17 protein-coding genes are annotated in these 18413 nt (G+C 67.7%); 7 read left to right on the top strand and 10 right to left on the bottom strand.

What is annotated here, in order from left to right; genetic code table 11:
• The first annotated feature begins 99 nt into the window (after positions 1-99).
• Both ABIC21_RS12425 and ABIC21_RS12420 read left to right on the top strand, forming a co-directional pair.
• Positions 100-1611, top strand: a complete 1512-nt coding sequence (locus ABIC21_RS12425; protein ID WP_354350703.1) for a helix-turn-helix domain-containing protein — start codon at positions 100-102, stop codon at positions 1609-1611.
• 304 nt (positions 1612-1915) lie between these two features.
• Positions 1916-2695 carry a serpin family protein gene (locus tag ABIC21_RS12420; RefSeq protein WP_354350702.1) on the top strand — a complete coding sequence of 260 codons (780 nt, stop codon included), beginning with the start codon at positions 1916-1918 and terminating at the stop codon, positions 2693-2695.
• A 235-nt stretch (positions 2696-2930) separates the two neighbouring features.
• On the opposite strand, the gene ABIC21_RS12415 is transcribed toward ABIC21_RS12420, so the two are convergent.
• Positions 2931-3818, bottom strand: a complete 888-nt coding sequence (locus ABIC21_RS12415; RefSeq protein WP_354350701.1) for a hydroxymethylpyrimidine/phosphomethylpyrimidine kinase — start codon at positions 3816-3818, stop codon at positions 2931-2933.
• A gap of 141 nt (positions 3819-3959) precedes the next feature.
• On the opposite strand from ABIC21_RS12415, the gene ABIC21_RS12410 reads away from it, so the two are divergent.
• Positions 3960-5372 (top strand): MFS transporter, encoded by a 1413-nt coding sequence (locus ABIC21_RS12410; RefSeq protein WP_354350700.1) that lies wholly within the window; start codon positions 3960-3962, stop codon positions 5370-5372.
• Positions 5373-5466: 94 nt separating this feature from the next.
• On the opposite strand, the gene ABIC21_RS12405 is transcribed toward ABIC21_RS12410, so the two are convergent.
• Positions 5467-5661: a hypothetical protein gene (locus tag ABIC21_RS12405; RefSeq protein ID WP_502935992.1), complete on the bottom strand. Its 195-nt coding sequence runs from the start codon at positions 5659-5661 to the stop codon at positions 5467-5469.
• Positions 5662-5807: 146 nt separating this feature from the next.
• On the opposite strand from ABIC21_RS12405, the gene ABIC21_RS12400 reads away from it, so the two are divergent.
• Positions 5808-6503 (top strand): queuosine precursor transporter, encoded by a 696-nt coding sequence (locus tag ABIC21_RS12400; RefSeq protein ID WP_354350698.1) that lies wholly within the window; start codon positions 5808-5810, stop codon positions 6501-6503.
• 106 nt (positions 6504-6609) lie between these two features.
• On the opposite strand, the gene ABIC21_RS12395 is transcribed toward ABIC21_RS12400, so the two are convergent.
• Both ABIC21_RS12395 and ABIC21_RS12390 read right to left on the bottom strand, forming a co-directional pair.
• The gene (locus tag ABIC21_RS12395) at positions 6610-7551 is read right to left on the bottom strand and encodes a type IV toxin-antitoxin system AbiEi family antitoxin domain-containing protein (protein ID WP_354350697.1); all 942 of its coding nucleotides are present in this window, start codon (positions 7549-7551) and stop codon (positions 6610-6612) included.
• 86 nt (positions 7552-7637) lie between these two features.
• Positions 7638-8651, bottom strand: coding sequence for a LacI family DNA-binding transcriptional regulator (locus ABIC21_RS12390; protein WP_354350696.1), 1014 nt, complete (start codon positions 8649-8651; stop codon positions 7638-7640).
• 154 nt (positions 8652-8805) lie between these two features.
• Here ABIC21_RS12390 and ABIC21_RS12385 point away from each other — a divergent pair, with 154 nt between their 5' ends.
• Positions 8806-9984 (top strand): Gfo/Idh/MocA family protein, encoded by a 1179-nt coding sequence (locus tag ABIC21_RS12385; RefSeq protein ID WP_354350695.1) that lies wholly within the window; start codon positions 8806-8808, stop codon positions 9982-9984.
• Positions 9981-11000 (top strand): sugar phosphate isomerase/epimerase family protein, encoded by a 1020-nt coding sequence (locus tag ABIC21_RS12380; RefSeq protein WP_354350694.1) that lies wholly within the window; start codon positions 9981-9983, stop codon positions 10998-11000. Before ABIC21_RS12385 ends, ABIC21_RS12380 begins: the two co-directional genes overlap by 4 nt.
• Positions 11001-11172: 172 nt before the next feature.
• Here the strand turns inward: ABIC21_RS12380 and tgt are convergent, their stop codons facing one another.
• The 5 genes from tgt to ABIC21_RS12355 all read right to left on the bottom strand — a co-directional run bounded on the left by tgt (position 11173) and on the right by ABIC21_RS12355 (position 15789).
• Complete coding sequence (gene tgt / locus ABIC21_RS12375; RefSeq protein WP_354350693.1) at positions 11173-12471, bottom strand: tRNA guanosine(34) transglycosylase Tgt; 1299 nt, start codon at positions 12469-12471, stop codon at positions 11173-11175.
• Between the two features lie 33 nt (positions 12472-12504).
• A complete protein-coding gene (locus tag ABIC21_RS12370) occupies positions 12505-13230 on the bottom strand; it encodes an SRPBCC family protein (protein ID WP_354350692.1) in 726 nt (241 codons plus the stop codon).
• A gap of 48 nt (positions 13231-13278) precedes the next feature.
• Positions 13279-14340 carry a DUF6707 family protein gene (locus ABIC21_RS12365; protein ID WP_354350691.1) on the bottom strand — a complete coding sequence of 354 codons (1062 nt, stop codon included), beginning with the start codon at positions 14338-14340 and terminating at the stop codon, positions 13279-13281.
• Between the two features lie 92 nt (positions 14341-14432).
• The gene (locus tag ABIC21_RS12360; protein ID WP_354350690.1) at positions 14433-14972 is read right to left on the bottom strand and encodes an NUDIX hydrolase family protein; all 540 of its coding nucleotides are present in this window, start codon (positions 14970-14972) and stop codon (positions 14433-14435) included.
• A 43-nt stretch (positions 14973-15015) separates the two neighbouring features.
• Positions 15016-15789, bottom strand: coding sequence for a VOC family protein (locus tag ABIC21_RS12355; protein ID WP_354350689.1), 774 nt, complete (start codon positions 15787-15789; stop codon positions 15016-15018).
• 93 nt (positions 15790-15882) lie between these two features.
• On the opposite strand from ABIC21_RS12355, the gene ABIC21_RS12350 reads away from it, so the two are divergent.
• Positions 15883-16482 carry a YdeI/OmpD-associated family protein gene (locus tag ABIC21_RS12350; RefSeq protein WP_354350688.1) on the top strand — a complete coding sequence of 200 codons (600 nt, stop codon included), beginning with the start codon at positions 15883-15885 and terminating at the stop codon, positions 16480-16482.
• A gap of 9 nt (positions 16483-16491) precedes the next feature.
• Here the strand turns inward: ABIC21_RS12350 and ABIC21_RS12345 are convergent, their stop codons facing one another.
• Positions 16492-18408 (bottom strand): glycogen debranching N-terminal domain-containing protein, encoded by a 1917-nt coding sequence (locus tag ABIC21_RS12345; RefSeq protein ID WP_354350687.1) that lies wholly within the window; start codon positions 18406-18408, stop codon positions 16492-16494.
• Positions 18409-18413 lie beyond the last annotated feature (5 nt).

Below are 18413 nucleotides of genomic sequence, written 5' to 3'. Positions count from 1 at the left end.
TCGCAGTGCGACTGGATGATCCGGCGCGGTGTAACTTTTCCGTAAGACCTACTTTTCTGTACTTTCAACCGCCTTTCTAGATGAAAAGAGTGGAAAGAAATGCACTTCTTCGCGTATTCTCAAGAAATGCACCCCGCCAGTTGGAACCGCCCCGCGTCCGCAGCTTCGTCGCCCGCTGTCCCGGAAGTGGACGTCATCAGCATGGGCCGGCGCGTCCGCCACCTCCGCAAGGCCGCCGGCCTCACGCTCGATGACCTGAGCGCCACGGTGGGTACGGCCCCCAGCCAGCTGAGCCTGATCGAGAACGGCAAACGCGAGCCCAAACTCGGACTGCTCCAGCAGCTCGCGGCGGCGCTGGGGGTGAGCATCGACGAGCTGCTGGGCGCGGAGCCGCCCAACCGGCGCGCCGCTCTGGAGATTGAGCTGGAGCGCTACCAGCGCAGCCCCATCTATGAGTCCCTCAAGCTGCCCAAGATCCGCATCAGCTCGCGGCTCCCGATGGATGTGCTGGAGTCCATGGTGGGGCTGCAGCACGAGCTGGAACGCCGGCTCAACGAGCAGATCGCGACGCCGGAAGAGGCCCGCCGCGCGAACGGGGAACTGCGCGCCATGATGCGCGAGCGGAACAACTACTTCCCGGAGTACGAGGCCGAAGCGCAGAAGGTGCTGGCCTCCGTCGGGCACACGAGCGGTCCGCTGTCCCATCACGTCATTGCCGACATCGCCGGGCACCTCGGGTTCACCCTCCACCACGTGGGCGATCTGCCGCACTCCACCCGTTCGGTGACCGACCTTAAGAACCGCCGGATTTATCTCACGCAGAACGCGCGCAGTGACCACGACCCGCGGTCGGTGCTGTTGCAGGCGCTGGGCCACTATGTGCTGGGGCACCAGACCCCCACGAACTATGGTGACTTCCTGATGCAGCGCGTGGCCACGAACTACTTCGCCGCCGCGCTCCTACTCCCCGAGCAGGCCACCGTGGAATTCCTGCAGAAAGCCAAGCAGGCCAAGGAGATCGCGGTGGAGGACATTCGGGATGCCTTCGCCGTGTCCTACGAGACCGCCGCGCACCGCTTCACCAACCTCGCCACCCAGCACCTGGACCTGCGGACGCACTTCCAGAAGACCCACAAGAGCGGCATCATCTACAAGGCCTACGAGAACGACGGCGTGACGTTTCCGCAGGACCATACCGGCGCCATCGAGGGCCAGCCGTCCTGCAAGAACTGGACCTCCCGGGTGGTCTTCGACGTCCCGGACAAGTTCTCCGCGTACAACCAGTACACCGACACCCCGGCCGGGACCTTCTGGTGCACGGCCCGGACCGAGCGCTCCGCCAACGGCGAGTTCTCGCTTTCGGTCGGCGTCCCGTACGCCCAGGTGAAGTGGTTCCGCGGCCGGGACACCACGGAGCGGTCCAAGTCGACCTGCCCGGACGAAAGCTGCTGCCGGCGCCCGCCAGCGGCTCTGACCTCGGAATGGGCCGGCAACGCCTGGCCCTCGGCGCGGGCGCATTCGCACCTGCTCGCCGCGATGCCGCCCGGCGCCTTTCCCGGCGTGGACGAGACCGAGGTCTACAGCTTCCTGCAGGCGCACTCCGGCAGCTGACCCTCCGGACGCTCCCTCCCTTCCTGCGGTTCTTGGCGGGACGCTCCCGCAAATTCCGCCACAAGCTGCCCGACGCTCCCTCGGATCAGGTGCGGGAGCGTACGGTGATTTGGCGAACCGGGTGAGGTGAACCGAGTGGGTCGGAGCGGGGGGCGCGAACCGGACGGCGCCAGTGCTGGATGGCCTGAACAAAACGGCATCAAATCGTAACCCGGGCGCGGTCGCCCTTTTGACGGCCCGCTGGTTGACTGGCCCCAGGCGGATCCCCGCCATCTGTCGCTGTTGTGCGGGCCTTGGAGTCGCGATGAAACAGAAGTCTTGGGCGCGGCGTGTCGCCGCCGCGGCGGCCGTGGCGCTGGCCTTGACGGCCTGTTCCGCCTCGCCGCCGGCGCTGCTGAAGGCCGACGGCGTCGCACGCCTTGCGGCGGACCGGTCCGCCTACCCGGCGGAGCTGGCCCAGCTCAGGGCGTCGGCGCGGACGCTGGGAGCCGCCCTCCTGGCCGACGGCGGGGATGCCGGCAACGGCAACGTGGTGGCGTCCCCGGGCAGCCTGCTGATCGCCCTGGCCATGCTGCGGGCAGGCGCGTCCGGGGACACGGCTGCCGAGATGGACAGCGCCCTCGGCCTGCCCTCGGCGCACCGCGACGAAGCCATGAACGCGCTGCTGGCCTCCCTAGATGCTTTCAACGGCGACCCCGGCTCGGTGGACGAAAAGAATCCTCCGCGCCGGCCCGTCCTGCACAGCGCAAACGGCCTGTTTGTGGACAAGGGCGTGCCCACCGGCGACGGCTATCTGCGATCCCTTGCGCAGTACTACGGGGCGGGCGTGTACCCGGTGGAGTTCCTGGATGAGGACGTCACCAAGCCTGCGATCGACGCTTGGGTGAACCAGAACACCGGCGGACGAATCAAGAAGGCGCCCGCGAAGTACAGCCGCGAAAACACCTTCAGCCTGCTCAGCGCGGGCGGCTTGGCTCCGCTGAACGTGGTCCGCTTCGACCGGCCGTTCCACTACGAGATCGTGCACGTCGAGACCGGGCTGCCGCTGTTCATGGGCAGGGTGTCCGACCCCCGCTCATCATGAGACGCTCCCTCTGATTCTGTAGGCAAAAACCTGACGCCTCCTCAGCACGTGAGGGAGCGTCCGGGCAGGAGCTGCCAGACGTGAGGGAGCGTCCGGGCAGGAGCTGCCAGACGTGAGGGAGCGTCCGGGCAGGAGCTGCCAGACGTGAGGGGGCGTCCGGGCAGGAGCTGCCAGACGTGAGGGGGCGTCCGGGCAGGAGCTGCCAGACGTGAGGGAGCGTCAAATGTGAGTACGGCTAGCGAGGGCCGCCCTGCCAGAGCGCATCGAACGGCGCTCCCGAGGCCACCCGGTTCCGGATCCCGGCGGTCACAAAAGCCTTGGCCGTCCGGGCTGCCTCCAGCGGCGTCGCGCCCTTGGCCAGCTCGGCCGTCACGGCGGCGGCCAGCGAGCAGCCGGCACCGGAGACTGCCACTTCGCCCACCTTCGGGGCGGACAGGACTTCCAGCGTCCCGCCGTCGTAGTAGACGTCGACGGCGTCGGGCCCGGCCAGGCGCACACCGCCCTTGGCGAGCACCGCGGCGCCCCTGAGCTCGTGGATCCGGACGGCGGCGGCCTTGAGCGATTCAAGGTCGGTGATTTCCAGGCCGGAGAGGGACTCGGCCTCGAAGTGGTTCGGGGTGACAAACGTGGCCAGCGGCAGGATCTGCGCCTTGAGCGCCTGGTCCGTGTCCAGCGCGTGGCCCGGCTCCTGGCCCTTGCAGATCAGCACCGGATCCAGCACCACGTTCTTGAACGCAGCGCCGGACAGCGCCGCGGCAACCGTCGAAATCGTCGCCGGACTGCCCAGCATGCCGATCTTCACGGTATCCAGCGCGGACGGTGCGCCGGACGCGGCACCGTAGGCCGCCGTCGTTGCCTCGAGCTGGTCAGCGATGACCTGCTGGTCGATCGGGACGAAGCGGTGGTTCCAGTTGTCCTGCGGATCGAAGGAAACGATGCACGTCAGGTTGGCGATCCCGAAGACGCCGAGCTCCTGGAAGGTCTTCAGGTCAGCCTGCGCGCCGGCGCCGCCCGTCGCTTCGGAGCCTGCGATGGTCAGGGCGACGGCGGGAGCGGCCGCGGCGGCGTCGGAAGCGGTATCGGAAACAGCCAGGGCGGCGGAGTCAAAGGCGGTGGAAGTCATGGACCTATCCTGCCATTGCCGGAAATCCCGCCGCATTGTGCGCATGACCAATATGAACACAACCCACGTGTCCCGGGTGACCGGGAATACGGTGGCGGACGGTGTTGCCTCTTGCGGCGCCGGATCCAGGAAGGTTCATTGATGAGCACCCAGCTGTCCGAATCGGCGCAGACGAGACGAGCCGTCAGCAATATTCTCAAAGGCTCTGCCGGCAACCTCGTCGAATGGTTCGATGTCTATATCTACACGGCATTCTCCGCCTACTTTGCCGTCCACTTCTTCAGCTCCAAGGACCCGCTGCAGAGCAACCTCGAAGCAATGGCCGTCTTCGCCGTCACGTTCCTGATGCGCCCGATCGGCGCTTGGTTCTTTGGCCGCTACGCGGACCGCAACGGCCGCAAAGCCGCGCTGACCCTGAGTGTGACCATGATGTCCGCCGGTTCCTTCGCCATTGCGTTGCTGCCCACCAAGGAGGTCATCGGCATCTGGGCGCTGGTCCTCCTGGTCCTCATCCGGCTGCTGCAGGGCTTCTCCGTAGGCGGCGAGTACGGAACCAGCGCCACATACATGTCCGAGGCTGCCACCGCCAAGCGGCGCGGCTTCTTCTCCAGCTTCCAGTACGTCACACTCATCGGCGGGCAGATGCTGGCGCTCCTGGTGCTCGTCATCCTGGAACGTACCCTTGGCAAGGACGTCCTGGGGGAGTGGGGCTGGCGGATTCCGTTCGCACTCGGCGGCGTTGCCGCGCTGGTGGTTTTCTGGATACGCCGATCCATGGAGGAAACCATCTCTGCGGAGCAGACTGCCGCCGCCAAGGCCGGGGCGACCGGCGGTGAAGCCCAACCCGGAACGATGAAGCTGCTGTTCACCCAGCACTGGAAGTCCTTGCTGATCTGCATCGGCGTCACCTTGGGCGGCACGATGGCGTTCTACACCTACACCAACTTCACACTGTCCTTCATGCAGAACACCAGCGGCATCGCCAAGGAAACCACGTCCGTCATCAGCTTCTGGGCCCTGTTCATCTTCATGCTCCTGCAGCCGGTCTACGGAATGATTTCGGACCGCGTTGGCCGCAGGCCGCTGCTGCTCTGGTTCGGAATCAGCGGCGTGCTGCTGACCTGGCCGCTGCTGTCCGCGCTGGCCGGGACCAAGGACCCGTTCACCGCGTTCCTGCTGATGATGGGCGGGCTGCTGATTGTCGGCGGCTACACCTCGATCAACGCCCTCGTGAAGGCCGAGCTGTTCCCGGCCTCCATCCGGGCCCTCGGCGTCGGACTCGGCTACGCGATTGCCAACTCGCTCTTCGGCGGCACCACCCCGCTGGTGGGTGCGGCCTTCCAGAAGGCCGGTCAGGTCGAAATATTCTTCACCTACATCACCGTGGGCATTGGCATCTCGCTGCTGGTCTACATCTTCGCGCTGAAGAACAAGAAGTCCACACACCTGGACCACGAACAGGGTCACGCATGGGAGCCCGCTGAGGCCCCGGCTGTTCCGGGCGGCGGGCGCAAGGACGACGAGAAGGACCTCGTCGACGCCTCGCGCCGCTAGCTTGGTGGACCGCCGAACCCGGCGGTGCGTACGACGACGGCGGGTTGCCGGCTCCTGGACTTTGGTCCGGCAGCCGGCGGCCCGCCGCCGTCGTTCACGGGGTTGCCGGTTCGGTCTCCGGAAGGGCGGCGACGCCCAGCGCGATCCCGGTCATTTCCAGGGATTCTTCGATCAGCGTGAGCAGGAAGAACTGCCAAGGCAGGGTATCGCCGTGGACGAAAAGTCCGGACAGGGTTTCGACCCCCACGCCACCTGCCGGGAGGCATGTGCCCGCGGCCCGCAGCTCCAACCACAGCTCCGGGCAACGGGTGAGAGAATGGTAGACGGCTCCGCAGCTAGTTCTCCGGACCCGTCCAGTGCTAATACAGCCGGCTGCCCAGCGTGGTCCTCCCCGAGGATCCGGGCGCCGAGCGAACCACTATGAATGGAACACCCATGACTACCGCCCAGACGTTCCCGGCCGCAGCGCCGCCAAAATACGCCTCAATTGGTTCCTCCTACTTCGGCATTCTGCTGGCCGTCATGGCCGTGGTGCTGATTCTGTCCAACATCGGGGCATCGAAGGGCGTGGCGATCGGCCCGGTCATCACCGACGGCGGCTTCTTCCTCTTCCCGCTGGCCTACATCCTCGGGGACGTCATCAGTGAGGTCTATGGCTTCAGGGTGGCTCGCAAGGCCATCATCACTGCCTTCGCGCTGTCCGTTTTTGCGTCGCTCTGCTACTGGATCATCATCGCCTTGCCGGGCTTCGCCGATGACTTCGGTGTCGCCAAGCAGGCCGCGCTGGAAGGCGCACTGGGCCCGGTTCCGCAGATTGTGTTGGGCTCCCTGCTGGCGTTCCTGGCCGGGCAGACCATCAACGCGTGGATCCTCGTGAAGATGAAGGCACGCACGGGGGAGAAGTCCCTCTGGGCGCGCATCATGGGGTCCTCGGTCGCCGGCGAGTTCGTGGACACCCTGATCTTCTGCAGCATCGCCGCCTCCGTGATCGGTATTACCGACGTCGGCACGTTCGTGAACTACGTCGTCGTGGGCTTCCTCTACAAGACCCTCGTGGAGTTCCTCTTCGTCCCGGTCACCGCGGCCGCGATCGGCTGGATCAAGAAGCGCGAACCGAGCTACGGGGCGTAAGTCGGCCCGCCGGTAGGCAGCGGGGCTCTCAACCCTAGGTCGCCGGTAGGGTGCCCGATCGCCGTTGCCATCCGGCGACCTCGCAGCGTATCGGCGAGTTCGCCGCTCAGGGCCTCGGGTGGCCAGCCAGCGCGCGGAGCAGGCGGTTCTTGAATTCCTGCTCCCGGAAGAGGTCCTTCCACTCAAGGCGGACAAACCGCCAGCCCTCTTCCTCCAGGGCCTTCTCCCGGCGCCGCTCCTGAAAGATCACTTCCGGTGTCGGCCTGTAGTCGAAGTACTTGGTTTTGCCGTCGAACTCGAGAGCGACCTTCTCCTCCTTCCACGCAAAGTCCAGTCGATGCCGCCCGGCGCGGCTTGACACTTCAAGCTGCGGCACCGGCGGCCTAATCCGCAACCGAAAAATCAGCTCTCGGGTCAGGCTTTCCCCGGGAGACTCGGACCGCGGATCTGCCGTGGCCAGGACGCGGCGGAATGTCCGGATCCCCCGACGGCCGTCCAGCGCATCTGCCATGGCCTGCAGGGCGGATTCGTCCGCGCCCAGGCGGAGCGCATGGTCCGTGAGAATTAATGCCTGCCGGTAGCGCAGCATCATGGCGCAATCGGCGACGGTGCGCTCCAGGGACGTTGTCTGAAGTCCTTTGACAACAGCGACGTCCTGATCGGCGTAGGGACGGGTGTGGCAGCGGACGTCCCTGCCGTGGCGCTCGTTCGACGGCCGCACCTTTTGGAGGATATGGATCGCGTCATCCACGTCCCACAGGTGAAGCCGGCGGAGGCGCGCCGCTGACGTGTGGCTATAGAGGAAGCGGCCAGTCGACGTCGTCCGCGTTCCGTGGGCATGCGCAAAGATGAGCTGCCTGCTCCGGGAATCCGGGGACTGCGCGAGCCAAACGCTTGCCCGGATGTAGCAGCCCTGTCGGAGCCGGACGAGGGTGCCCGACTCCAGGAGTGAGCGGATGGCCCGTGAGCCATAACCGAGTTCCAGCAATTGTTCGGTGCGCCAGAGGTTGCCCGTGGGCGGCAACTCAAGTGGGTGGATCTTCGTCATACGACCAGCTTCAGCTGCCAACGGCGCGGGCGGCAGGCTCCGACGTCGCTATGTGGAAAACCCGATACCGGCGGGGGCTGCCGCCGTCAGCCGGGTACTCGGGCTGTGGTGCCGCGGACGATGAGGGCCGGCTCGATCAGCTTGCGCTCGGGCTCAAGGGTGGGGTCCTGGATCCGTGCCAGCAACGTGTTGGCGACGTCGACGCCGACAAGGTCGCTGCGGTTGTCCACGGTCGACATGTCCAGGTACCGCGACTTGGCCAGCTGGGAGTTGTCGTAGCCGATCACGGAGAGGTCCGCCGGGACGGACAGGCCGCGTGCCTTGGCGGCGGCGAGGGCGCCCAAGGCCATGGTGTCATTGGCCGCGAAAAGGGCCGTGGTGTCGGGATGGTGGTCGAGAATCCAGCAGGCGGCCGCGTAGCCATCTTCCTCGGAGGTCCCCTGGGATTCGCCGGCAATCCGGACCTCGACGGCGGCCTCCACGATGCGGCTGCGGAACCCTTCCCGCCGGTGGGCAGCCGCACCGCCGGAGCCCGAGAGGTGCCCGATCCGTGTGTGGCCGAGCCCCAGCAGGTGGTCCGCGGCCATGCGCCCGCCCTCGTCGTCGTCATTCGTGATGAGGCTTGCCCCGGCGGGGACCCCGTCCCGCCAGCCCGCGACGACGGCGGGAACCCAGGTTCCGGTCAACATCGACTCACTCGGCTCGGCGGCGATCACGAGGCCCTCCACGTGCATGGCCAGCAGGCCGTCCGTGGCCTCCGTGATGCGGTTCTCGCCCGGGCGGGAATCCGCGAGGGTGACCTGGTAGCCGTGGGGGGAGAGCGCGGATTCCAGGCCGCGCAACAGGTCCACGAACCAGAGGTTCCGGAAGTCGTCAATGACAAGCCCGATGCTTTTGGTCTGGCTGCTGGCCAGCGTCGTGGCTGCACGGCTGGGCCGGTACCCCAGCTCTGATATGGCGGCGCGGACTGCCGCCCGGCGCTTCTCGCTGACCTTCGACGGGTTCTGCAGCACGAGGGACACCAGCGATGGGGAGACGCCGGCGCTCTTGGCGACGTCGTAGATCGTCGGGCGCCGGGTTCGGGAGGGGTTCAGCGTCATCTGCAGAGCCTTTCATGTCTCATCCGAGGATAACCGCCCAACCATTGACAGGACATATGCACATAGCTACGCTTTTGTTCAGCGCCAGATTTTGTAGCGCTCCAATTTTACCGGACCGGGCCGCTGGCCTGGCCGAATTTCAAAGGAGAAATCGATGGCCGACAGTCTAGGAGTCGCTGTAATCGGCGCCGGCATGGCAGGCAAGGCCCACGCTGCCGCGTACCGCACGGCGTCCGCGCTCTACAGCCCGGTCCTTCCGCCCATCCGGCTGGTTTCCATCGGCGACGTCAATGCCGAGTTCGGATCGCTGGCGGCGAAGCGTTTTGGCTACGAACGCAATGACACCTCGTGGCAGGCGATCGCCGAAGCCGACGACATCGACGTCGTCAGCGTCGTGATCGCGAACTCCCTCCACCGCGAAGTCGTGGAAGGACTGTTGGCCGCCGGGAAGCATGTGCTGTGCGAAAAGCCGCTCAGCGACTCAATCGAGGACGCCCGCGCCATGGCCGAGGCGGCCCGCAACGCCAGCTCGATCGCCCGCATCGGGTTCACCTTCCGCCGCACGCCGGGCATCGCGTACATCCGCGACCTCATCCGGTCCGGTGTCCTGGGCAACGTCCTCCACTTCAGCGGCCGCTACTGGACCGACTACGGGTTCAGCCCCTCCGCCCCCATGAGCTGGCGCTACAAGGGCGGCCCCGGCTCGGGCGCGCTGGCCGACGTCGGAAGCCACCTGACGTATGTCGCGGAATTCCTCTGCGGCGACATCAAATCCATCAGCGGAGGCCGCCTCAGCACCGTGATCGGCAAGCGCCCGCTGCCGCTCGGCGCCGTCATGGGCCATGACCACGCCGCGGTCAGCGACACCTTCGAGCCCGTCGAAAACGACGATTACGCGGTGTTTTCAGCCGAATTCGAGAACGGCGCCGGCGGCTTCGAGGTCTCGCGCGTCGCGGCCGGGCACGCCAACAGCCTCATCTTCGAAGTCTTCTGCGAGAACGGCGCCGCCAGGTTCGACCAGCGCCGCCCTGCGGAGATCGAACTGTTCCTCAACGACGGACCGGCCAACGAGAACGGCTACCGCCAGGTCATCCTCGGCCCCGGACACCCCTACATCGCCGGCGGCCTGGCCATGGACGCACCCAGCGTCGGCTTCGGCCAGAACGACGCCTTCGGCTACCAGGCCCGGGCGTTCCTCGAGGAAGTCGCCGGCCTCAGCGAAGAATCCTCGCTGCCGCGCTGCGCCACCTTCGACGAGGGCGTGCGCAACATGGAACTCCTCGGTGCGGTCACCGAATCGGCACTCAACAACGGCAAGAAAGTCACGCTATGAAACTCGGTGTCTACAACGCCATCCTGCACGACCGGCCCCTGCCCGAGGCCCTCAAGGTCATCTCCGACCTAGGACTGACCGGCATCGAAATCAACACGGGTGGATTCCTGCCGGCCGTCCACGTCCCCAACATGGACCAGATCCTCGAAAGCGACGCGGCCCGCGACGACTATCTCGCCATCTTCGAGGGGACCGGCGTCGCGATTGCCGGCCTGAACTGCAACGGCAACCCGCTGCACCCCAAGCGTGAAATCGGCGAGAAGCATGCCGAGGACATCCGCCGCTCCATCCGGCTGGCGCACCGGCTGGGACAGGACCGCGTGGTGACCATGTCCGGCCTGCCCGGCGGGGAGCCCGGCGCCACCACGGTGAACTGGGTCGTCAACGCCTGGAACTCGGCGGCCCTGGAAGTGCTCGACTATCAGTGGGGCATCGCGGCCGGCTTCTGGAAGGAAACCGACCGGCTCGCCGCGGACCACGGTGTGAAGGTGGCCCTCGAGCTGCACCCGCAGAACATCGTGTTCAACACCGCCGACGTCCACAAGCTCATCGAGCTCACCGGCGCGACCCATGTCGGCGTCGAACTGGATGCCTCCCACCTCTTCTGGCAGCAGATGGACCCGGTCGCGGTGGTCCGCGAACTCGGGCCGCTGGTCTTCCAGGCTGCGGCGAAGGACGTCCGCATCAACACCGCGAACGCCGCGCTCTACGGTGTCCTCGACAACAGCTTCCGCCGGCTTTCCCCGGAGGAAAACCGCACCAATCTCGGCGGCGACGAGTGGGCGAACGAATGGCCCAAGGACTCGGCGTGGGACTTCGTGGCGCTGGGGCGCGGGCACGACACCGCGTACTGGACCGAGTTCCTGCGCGCGCTGTACGAGGTGGACCCGGACATGCTCGTCAACATCGAGCACGAGGACGTGTCCCTGGGCCGGATCGAAGGCCTCCAGGTGGCGGCCAAGGTCCTGCGCGACGCCGACGCGGCCCTCTCGGCGTCGTTGCACCTCACGAACTGACGGCCTGATGGCCCGGCAAGCCACGAGGTCGCCGGGACGCTGCCCGATCGCCGGAGCGTTCCGGCGATCGGGCACAGTTCCGGCGACTTCGACGCCGGGGCCGCAGCTTTCCGGCGAGTTCGACGGCGGGCTGTACCCAGGAGGCGGGCTGTACCCAGGCGGCGGGAGGCCCTTAGGAGTAGTACTGCCCCAGGGTCTCGGCCTTGAAGTCGAAGAAGTTGCCGGCCTCGATGGCGAGGCGGGCGTCGTCGACCATCTTCACCACGAAGCGCTCGTTGTGGATCGAGATCAGCGTGGCGGAGACCATCTCCTTGGCTTTGAACAGGTGGTGGATGTAGGCCCGGGAGTAGTTCAGGCAGGCGTAGCAGTCGCAGCCTTCCTGCAGCGGGCCGAAGTCGCGCTTGTACATGGCACCGGAGAGGTTGTACCGGCCGGTGGGGTGGTAGAACGCCGAGTTCCGGGCCACCCGGGTCGGTGAGACACAGTCGAAGGTGTCCGCGCCGTTTTCGATAGCGGTGAAGATGTCGTCCGGCTCGGAGATGCCGAGGAGGTGCCGGGGCTTGTTCTCCGGCAGTTCCTCGTTGCACCAGCGCACGATCGTGCCCAGGTTTTCCTTCTCCAGCGCCCCGCCGATGCCGAAGCCGTCGAAGTTCATCGCACCGAGGTCGCGGCAGGCCTTGCGGCGCAGGTCCTCGTACTGGGCGCCCTGGATGACACCGAAGAGCGCCTGGTAGGGCTTGCCGGCGCGCTCGGACGTGAGCCGGAAGTGCTCGGTGATGCAGCGCTCGGCCCAGCGCCGGGTGCGCTCCAGGGATTCCTCCTGGTAGCCGCGGGAGTTCTGCAGGGTGGTGAGCTCGTCGAACGCGAACATGATGTCCGCGCCGATCTGGTGCTGGACGTTCATGGAGATCTCGGGGCTGAAGCGGTGGCGGTCGCCGTTGAGGTGGCTCTTGAACCACACGCCTTCCTCATCCACATGGGCCAGGCGTTCCTTGCCGGGGGCGACGGCGTCGTCAGGCCCGGAAGTGTCCACCGATTTCATGTCGATGACCTTCTTGAACCCCGAACCCAGGCTCATCACCTGGAACCCGCCGGAGTCCGTGAACGTGGGCCCGCGCCAGTTCATGAAGGCGCCCAGCCCGCCGGCCTCGTCCAGGATGTCCGCGCCCGGCTGCAGGTACAGGTGGTAGGCGTTGGCCAGCACGGCCTGCGCTCCCAGCTCGGCAACGGACTCCGGGAGCACCGACTTGACCGTGGCCTTGGTGCCGACCGCGATGAACGCCGGGGTCTGGATCTCGCCGTGCGGTGTGGTGATGGTGCCCGTGCGGCCGAGGAACTCCCCGCCGTTGGCACTGACCTGGGCCTCCGATGGCGGGCAGCTTTCGCTCAGGCGTTTGCCCACACGGAAGGAAAACTCGGACTGCCGGGCCGGCAGGAGCGATGACACGGGTGTTTCAGGTTTGGCTGGCACCGTTCAAGTGTGCCAGCTAACAGCCTTCAACCCTTAGTGCAGCGGATCGGATGTGGGGTAGTTCTCAGCCCGCCACTTGTCCCAGTAGTTGCGGATGGACTCCAGCTGGTGCGCCCCGAGGTCGTAGGTGGAGACGATGACCAGGGACCCGCCCTCGGGCCGGATGTCCTTGATGGCCGGCTGGTCCGCCACGATCACCAGGCCTTCGCCGTGTTCCGCGTAGTGGTGGACCGTGAGCCCCACCTGGTGGTTGCTGCGGAACCAGACCTTGCCGGCGACTTCCTCGCCCGTGGCCAGGGTGAGCGAGTACGGTTCGCCGGGCTTGGGGACGTCCGACAGGCCCAGATTTTCGATCGCGGACCCTTCGTTCCCCGGGACGGAGAAGAAGAAGGTCCGGCGTTTGCCGTGCGGATGCCGTTCGAGGGCGAAGCGGAGCTGCTGGATGAAGGTCAGCCACCCCTGGGTGATGTCCTCGTCCCAGGCGGCCCACTCGGAATTGTGGTCCACCGCGGCCCGCGTGACGCTGACTTCCGTGCCGGTCGGGACCGGTTTCAAGGTGAACACGTCCCCGCCGTCGACCACCAGGGAAGTGTGGTCGGCGCCTTCGACGACATTGGGGCTGAAATAGATCTCATTGATCTCGGCCGCCTGGTCGTCGGCGTCCCAGCCGTGCCACTGGGCTACCTTGGCGGGCTCGCGCAGCATTGTCCAAACCTGCTGCGCGTCGGAGTTGATCACAACGCTCAGATTGTTCGTCATGGGGTGAATCTACAACGCCCGGCCGTGGGGTGGTAGGGGCCAAACGCCTCAGGAACGGACGGACTCGAGTTCGTTGCCGATCCGGCGGTCCAGTTCCGGGGCGCCGATGGTTTCGGAGCCGCCGTGGGCGCGCAGGAAGAGCAGCGCCTCGAGCCGCAGGAGCCGCCACTCGCGTTCCGCATCCGGGTTCGAATTGTCCATCGAGCGGAAAATTTCCTTGTCGTACAGGTTCGGTTCGTTGAGCGAGCGCTGGCGGACCTTGGCGTTGATCCGGGCCTTGAACGGGTCCGTCTCCATGGCATCGGGGGCGCGCAGGAACTTCTCGTAAACGGCGGCCCGTTCCTCCTGGCCGAGCTGGCGGCAGATGTAGCTGGACAGGGCGAGGGAGGCTTCCACCGATGCCCAGCGGCCGCGGTTGCCGTCGAAGGGCAGCACATTGAGCAGGTCCGCGACGGCGAGGGCGTGTTCGGCGTCCTTGAGGATGATGAACAGCTCCTGCGCGAGGTCGCTGAGGTCCTTGAGGCAGCTGCCGGACTTCGTGTTGATGCCCTTGGCCAGCCGTTCGCTGAGCAGTAGCACCCCCGCGGATTTGGGGTGGGCCTCGGCGGCGGCCAGCACCACGGACTCGGGCGTTCCCTCGAGGGCGGGGATCAGCGCCAGATCCTCGTCGCTGGGACCGCTCACCACCGGCGGAACGGGCGGCAGGGGAGGGACGACGACGGCGGGCGCGGCGGCGCCGTCGGCCTCCTCGTCCCGGTCCTGCCCGCCCGTGCCGGCCGCGCCGCTGCCCTGAACTTCGCCCGGGACCCCGGTCTCATCGCCGGCCGGTTCGGGGGGCTGCAGCGGGGAGCCGGCCTCCTCGACCGTGGTGTCCCCGGTCTCGGCGGGAGCCCCGAGGATCAGGACGGTGGAGGACGCCGCGATCCGCAGGCCGCCGCCTCCTGTGAGCGTCGCCAGGACCATGGCGGGGGTCCCGAAATCATCGGTTTCGACGTCAACGCGCTGAATTTCGGCGGAGCGGTTGCCGTCGGGCAGGAGCAGATGATCGCCGCTCTGCAGAGATCCAGCCTGCTGTTCGATGTAGTTCGGGGCGGCCGGGGGGTAGGTCATTGGAGTCCTTAAATTCTTTTGCGGTCCGCCCAACAGTCTACAAAGGCGCGCGCGGGCAGCCAGCGGAGGGCAGTTGCCGCAGCCGCCTCCGGTCAGTTCCCGACGCCGGCGAAGGCCAGGGCCTGGCGGATCAGGGCGCCGCGGCCGCCGCTGAATTCCAGCTGGACATCCGAGCTCATGACTTCCTGCGGGGTCATCCAGGTCAGTTCCAGCGCGTCCTGCCGCGGCGAGCATTCGCCCGTGACGGGGATGATGTACGCCAGGGCGACGGCGTGCTGGCGGTCGTCGGTGAACCCCGTGTGGGACGGGGACGGGAAGTATTCGGCCACCGTGAACGGCACTGGGCTGATCGGCAGCTGCGGGAAGGCCAGCGGTCCGAGGTCCTTCTCCATGTGGCGCAGCAGGGCCGCGCGGATGGTCTCGCGGTACAGCACCCGGCCGGACACCAGGGAGCGGACCATCGTGCCGTCCTCGTCGGCCTGCAGGAGCGTGCCAACCTCGTTCACAAACCCGAGCGGATCCAGCCGGACCGGGACGGCCTCGACGTAGACCATGGGCAGCCGGCCGCGCGCCTCGAACAAATCTTCGTCGGAGAGCCAGCCGGGGTTCGGGTCAGGAGTGCGAACGTTCATGGTTAAGTTCTACCCCATCCCTGCGGCCGGGGCGTGGTCGCACTCACCCGGCGGACGGCGCCGCGGAAATCCAGAGCGGCGGGTGGGCGGCGGTGCCGTCGGCATCGGGGTTGGCCACGTGCAGGGTGGGGATGGCGGCTTCCTCGATGACCGCGGCCTCGTGCCCGGCCTCGCTCAGACGCTCGCGGAGGGCAGTCAGGTCGCCGGCGTATTCGAAGCCCAGGCCGGCACTCCCGGTCCCGGAGCCGGCGCCGACCATCAGGATCCCGCCGTTCTTCGCCAGGAAGGCTTCGGATTCGGCTGTGTTGTCGTCAGCGCCGGAGCCGGGGCCGCTGCCCGGGAGCGGACGGGGCTGGGCACCGATGTCACGCAGTGTCCGGGCGGCCTCGACGGCGTCCTCGGAGAACCAGACCCCGACGACGGCGATACCCGGGTCCGCTTCCGCTGACCCGCCCCAGCTGCCGTCCGTGGCCCGGGTGGCCGGGTCGGCGAGGAAACTGAAGCCGTCCGCAGCCGTGATGCGGCAGGACGGGCCGTGGTCCGCGTCGATGAGTTCCGCGGTGGTGCCCCCTTCGGCCGCGCCGGCCTCCTTGGTCCGGCGGGCGAATTCCTTCAGGTCACCCACCTCGACGCCGAGGTGCGTGATGCCGTCGTCGGCGGAGCCCTGCTCGACGAAATGCAGGGCGAGGCGGCCGGAGGCGGCGTCGAACTCCCGCCAGGTGGGCTCGTCGACGGTTTTGACCATGCCCAGGCCGGTGAGCAGCCGCTCCCATGCATCAAGGCGGGAGGTGAAGTGGATCGGGCGGACACGCAGCATCTTTGCTCCTCAAGGTTGTGACGGTTTGCGGCTCTCAGGGATATAGTCCCACCAAATCGGTGTCCGTGGGTCAGTGCGGAGCAGAATGGTGCCATGGCTGGTGAACTTGAGGAACTGCTGGTGAAGGATGCCGCCGAGTGGCGCGCGTGGCTGGAGCGCCACCACGCGGAGAGCCCCGGGGTGTGGCTCGTGCTGCACAAGAAAGGTGGCGCGGCGACGGAGCTGGACTACGAGGCCGCCCTGCAGGAGGCCCTGTGTTTCGGCTGGATCGACGGCCAGGGCCGGCGGCGGGATGATGAGAGCTCGTTCCAGCGGATGACCCGCCGGGGCCCGAAAAGTATGTGGTCCGCGCGGAATGTGGAGCGCATCGGGCGCCTTGAGGCCGCCGGCCGGATGGCCCCGGCCGGCCGCGCCGCCGTCGACAGCGCCAAGGCGGACGGCCGCTGGGAAGCCGCCTATTCCGGCGCGGCGACGGCGGAAGTGCCCGGGGACCTGGCCGCCGCCATCGCCGCCGACCCCCGGGCGCAGGCGATGTTCGATGTCCTGACTTCGGTGAACAGGTTCGCCCTGATTTACCGGACCAACGCCGTCAAACAGCCGGCCACGAGGGCGAGGAAGATCGCGGGCTTCGTCGAGATGCTCGCCCGGCACGAAACGCCCTACCCGCAGACCAGGCGTCCGCCGGCACCGTGACCGGCACGTCTAGAACCCGACGCCCATGGCCTGGGCGATCACGACGGCAGACGCCGAGGACCACGCCTGCGGATGGCACGACGCCGGATAGGGCACCGCGTGGCCTGCCTCCTCGGCCGTGATGCCGGCGAACAGTTCCGGCAGGCGGTGCCCGAAGGAGCCGGACGCGGCCAGCAGGCCCTCGGCGATGGTCCGGGCTTCGGCGAGGAATCCCTCGGCGAGCAACCCCCGGACCGCGATCGCGGTGTCGTGGCTCCAGACCGAACCGCAGTGGTAGCTGAACGGCCAGAAACCGGCGGCGCGCCGGGAAATCGTGTGGACGCCGTAGCCGGAGAACAGCTCGGGGCTGAGCAGCCGGTCCGCCACGAGCCGGGCTTCCGAGGCGTCCAGGATTCCGGTGCCGAGCAGGTGACCCATGTTGGAGCCCGGGATGTCCAGCGGCTCGCCGTGCCCATCGAGGGCCATCGCCGGGAAGGGGCCGTCGTCGTCCTCGACCCAGAAGCGCTCGCGGAAGTTCTGTTGCAGCACCTCGGCAAAGTCCCGCAGCGCCTGGGCGCCGGGCTCGCCATAGGCGTCAAAGAGATCGGCGGTGTCCACGGCGGCCTGGTAGGCGTAGCCCTGCACCTCGGAGAGCGCGATCGGGCCGTCGGCCTGCCGGCCGTCGCGGTACTGCATGGCGTCCCCGGAGTCCTTCCAGCCCTGGTTGCTGAGCCCGTGGCCGGTGGCGTCCTGGTAGCTGAGGAACCCGCCGTTCGTGGTTCCGGGCGCGCCCGCGGCGGCCAGCAGCCATTCCACCGCACGGGCCGCGTTGGGCAGGAGCGAGCGGACCGTGGCGTCGTCCAGGCCGGCCTGGCCGAGTTCGGCAAGCAGGCACAGCCACAGTGGGGTGGAATCCACGGCACCGTAGTAGACCGGGGGCAGGCGCAGGCTCTGGCTCTCCAGGATGAGTTCCTTGGCCCGGAGCTCGTGCAGGATCTTGCCGGCTTCCTCGGCGGCACCTGGATCGGTTTTCGTGCCCTGGAACGCGGCCAGGGCGCGCAGCGTGCCGGCGGCGAGCCCGGCATCGAGCGGCAGGAGCAGCCGCGCGGCCCACAGCGAATCGCGTCCGAACAGGGTGAAGTACCAGGGCGCCCCGGCGGCAGCGAACGGCGCGTCGGGCAGTGTCCGGGTAGCCAGGCGGAGGCCGGCGAGCTCATCGAGCGCGTTGTCCAGCAGCAGGCCCAGGGCGCCGGACGGCTCGGCGCGGACCTGGCGCGAGGCGGGCGTCGGGGCCGGCACCACGGCGTCCTCGCTGTCGGCAAGGACGGCCTGCCACTCCACGTCGAACGGGCGGCCGCGCCCTGCCTTGCCGCGCCAGAGGAGCCGTTCGCCGGAAGCGACGCTTCCGGGGGCGGCGACGGTCAGCGTCCGTCCGCCGTCGCGCCAGCGCAGTGTGGAATCGTCCGCGGCGAACGGCTCGGAGGGCTCCCGGAAGCGGCTGAGCCGGATGGCGGCCATGTCGGTGAAGTCCGCGGCGAGCTGGATTTCAATCTCCACATCGAGCGACTCGAGGGACGTGCGCAGTTGCAGGGAGTGCCGGACGACGCCGGGTGTGACCGTCCAGGTCTGGAGCAGTTCGACGGCGGGGTCCTCGGTGGGCCCGGGGATGCCGCGGACCAGCCCCCGCACGCGAAGCACACCGCCGGCCTCAGCCTCCACCGTGGCGGGTTCCGGCTCCAGGCCGTTCACCCGCACCTCGGCCCGGGACAGCATCCGGGTGTCCCCGTGCAGCAGGCCGGTGAACCAGCCGCCACCCGCTGCGCCGGAGGAGCCGGCGGCATCGGTGGCACCGTGGCCGCTGGCGAGCCGCCCGTCGGCATCGAGCCACAACTGGGTGGGGGCGGCAACGGAGCAGTGCTGGCGGTGGAGCGCTGGCTGAACAGTCATGCGCC

Source organism: Pseudarthrobacter sp. PvP090 (genome assembly GCF_040547365.1).
Taxonomy (GTDB): Bacteria; Actinomycetota; Actinomycetes; order Actinomycetales; family Micrococcaceae; genus Arthrobacter.
The sequence above is the reverse complement of the archived record's forward strand: the minus strand, read 5'-3'. Positions and strand labels throughout refer to the sequence as shown.